Genomic DNA, 1,428 nt, shown 5'->3' with positions numbered 1-1,428 from the left:
CCCTGACTAACGCCATCCCGAAAAAATTGATCTATAATTTTATTGTTTTTATTCATAACTAAATTCTATATCATTGATCAGGATGGCGGATGTAAACTTTATTAACAAGCCAATCTCCAAAAAAGTAATAAATATTCATATAAGGAACGAAAATTAAATTTGGTGTAAGCATTCAGCTATAAGCCGTCAGCTATCAGCTATCAGCTATCAGCCTTGGCCTTGGCCAAGGGCTTTTCCCCAGACTTTCAATTTTATTTGAAGCTCACGGCTGACCGCTGACCGCTGAATGCTTACAATTTGGTTAAGTTCCTCGCCATTTTGTATTCGTTGTAATGAAAGTCCCCGTTCCTGAATATTGAGGTGTAGCGTCAGGGATAGGAGGGTTCGGACCAGTAGGGGGCTTTTTGGCTGGATTTTGGACTTCAAACTTAGCCGTAAATGTGCTTCCTTTTAGTAACACTGGTTTTCCCGCACTGTTGGTTTTCTGGGCTTTTTGATCTGCCCCTAAATCCGCTATTTTCAATGTACCCGTTCCCGGAATGGAGTACACAGGAGTAGTATACATACAGGAGGGGACAGATCCCTTTTTTTTATCCCCATCAATACCTGACGGGGGGACATAGGGATTCTAGCCCTTATGTAGCAAGGGATACGGCATAACAATAAAAAAAAAGATAGGTCAAATATAGTAACCCTGACCTATCTACCAAAAATGATAGCGAAACTATACCAAAAAATCCTACAAAATCAGCTGCATCACAAGAGGTATTTGTTAGTGACCTTAGTCGTTGCCAGCCTACAACTACTCCGACAGGTCAAACTAGAAGTGTTAGCTCAAGCGCTGCCGTTACCTATTTTGTTTGAGAGTCGTCGAAAAAAATTACGTCGGTTTTTGCGGCTCAAACAGTTTAATATAGTTTCCATCTGGTTTCCCTGTGTAAGTGCTCTCCTAGAAGAGATGTTTAAGCCGAATGATAAAATCTATTTGGCGATAGACCGCACCAGCTGGGGTGTGATTAATATCTTGATGGTTAGCGTGATCTATGATCATCGCTCCTGGCCGATTTACTGGGAATTATTGGATAAAAAAGGCAGCAGTAATTTTGATGAGCAAACAGCTGTTTTGAGGAAAAGTTTTGGCTTACTATCCAACTATAGAGTGGTGGTGTTAGGGGATTGACCTTTGGTCACGCTTCGCGAACGGGAGTTTTGTTCACCCAAACTGGGCAACTGGCTGAGATTAGAGGGTGCATACTTCTGTTTGAGACAGAAATCTAACACGCTTGTTTGTCACGATACTGAGATGGAACAAAAGTTGAAAGACTATGGGCTTAAGCCAGGAGTAAAGCTGTTTATTAAGGACTGTCAGGTGACCAAAAAAAAAGGATTTGGGACATTTAATATAGCCGGGAAGTGGAAGGGAAAGTA

At 41.5% G+C, this 1,428-nt stretch carries 2 protein-coding genes and 1 pseudogene; 2 read left to right on the top strand and 1 reads right to left on the bottom strand.

Annotated elements, in window-relative coordinates; genetic code table 11:
• Positions 1-301: 301 nt before the first annotated feature.
• Complete coding sequence (locus F6K53_RS42415; protein WP_293086528.1) at positions 302-604, bottom strand: hypothetical protein; 303 nt, start codon at positions 602-604, stop codon at positions 302-304.
• A 108-nt stretch (positions 605-712) separates the two neighbouring features.
• On the opposite strand from F6K53_RS42415, the gene F6K53_RS42410 reads away from it, so the two are divergent.
• Together F6K53_RS42410 and F6K53_RS42405 are read left to right on the top strand one after the other, a co-directional pair.
• Positions 713-1,180: a hypothetical protein gene (locus F6K53_RS42410; protein WP_293086526.1), complete on the top strand. Its 468-nt coding sequence runs from the start codon at positions 713-715 to the stop codon at positions 1,178-1,180.
• A 3-nt stretch (positions 1,181-1,183) separates the two neighbouring features.
• Positions 1,184-1,428: pseudogene (locus tag F6K53_RS42405) on the top strand (IS4 family transposase); the annotation flags it as partial.

This window comes from Moorena sp. SIO4A1, from assembly GCF_010672065.1.
Taxonomy (GTDB): Bacteria; Cyanobacteriota; Cyanobacteriia; order Cyanobacteriales; family Coleofasciculaceae; genus Moorena.
This window is presented reverse-complemented; position numbering and strand designations above follow the sequence as displayed.

What these genes read in the sequence shown, in the direction of transcription:
- F6K53_RS42410 (WP_293086526.1), top strand. Translation starts at nt 713, where the DNA reads ATGATAGCGAAACTATACCAAAAAATCCTACAAAATCAGCTGCATCAC.